The sequence below is a fragment of the Staphylococcus pettenkoferi genome (assembly GCF_002902685.1).
In the GTDB taxonomy this organism is placed as follows: domain Bacteria; phylum Bacillota; class Bacilli; order Staphylococcales; family Staphylococcaceae; genus Staphylococcus; species Staphylococcus pettenkoferi.
The window spans coordinates 1-765 of the sequence record NZ_PPRN01000118.1 but is presented as its reverse complement, the minus strand read 5'-3'; the positions used below and the strand labels follow the sequence as shown (position 1 = coordinate 765).

Genomic DNA, 765 nt, shown 5'->3' with positions numbered 1-765 from the left:
GATTAAATAAAATAGATACCTATTTTAAAACGCAATTAGCATTTGAATGTGGCGAAAATTATCAAAGAGAAATAAAATTTCTTTCAAAAAATGATTTAACAACTACATTTGAGGTTCTACTAAAACAACCAAAAGATGAATTGAATAAACTAAATGAAATAGAATTATATGAATATACAACTTACCAAACACCAATTTATAATGAGCTATTAATTGGTGATATTATTGCTTTATGGTGGTTTAGTATAACTAAGACGCCAGATAAAGTACCAGGTTACTTTGTTTATAGATATGAAATTAATATAAAAGAAAGAATAAATGTGCTTATAGATAAAGGATATTTAGGTGAATCGAATCCTACAATTTATATTCAACAACTAACCAACAATGAACTAAAAAGTATATTAAGAAAACATAAGTTGAAAGTTAGTGGTAACAAAAAAGATTTAACGCATCGATTATTAAGTGAACTATCTGTTAAAGATTTAGAGAAATTACCTAGTAATAACAGTTTCATGCCTACTAAAGATGGATATGAATTATTGAAAAGATTTTCATATGTCATATATGGGCATAGATATTTAAATGAATATATAACTTCTATTTCCATGTATGACAAATACCAAGAATTGCATTCGTTAACGAAAACAAAATATTTACCTGGAGATATATCATGGACTATATATAATGAATTAGAAAATCGCGAACAGTTAGATTTACTAAGAAAAAATACTAACAGTCATGGGAAATTAAGAAATATTAACT

The 765-nt window shown here is 25.4% G+C and carries 1 protein-coding gene; it reads left to right on the top strand.

What is annotated here, in order from left to right; all coding sequences use genetic code 11:
* A partial coding sequence (locus CD126_RS11955) for an SAP domain-containing protein (RefSeq protein ID WP_142381379.1) occupies positions 1-765 on the top strand: 765 nt, incomplete at both ends.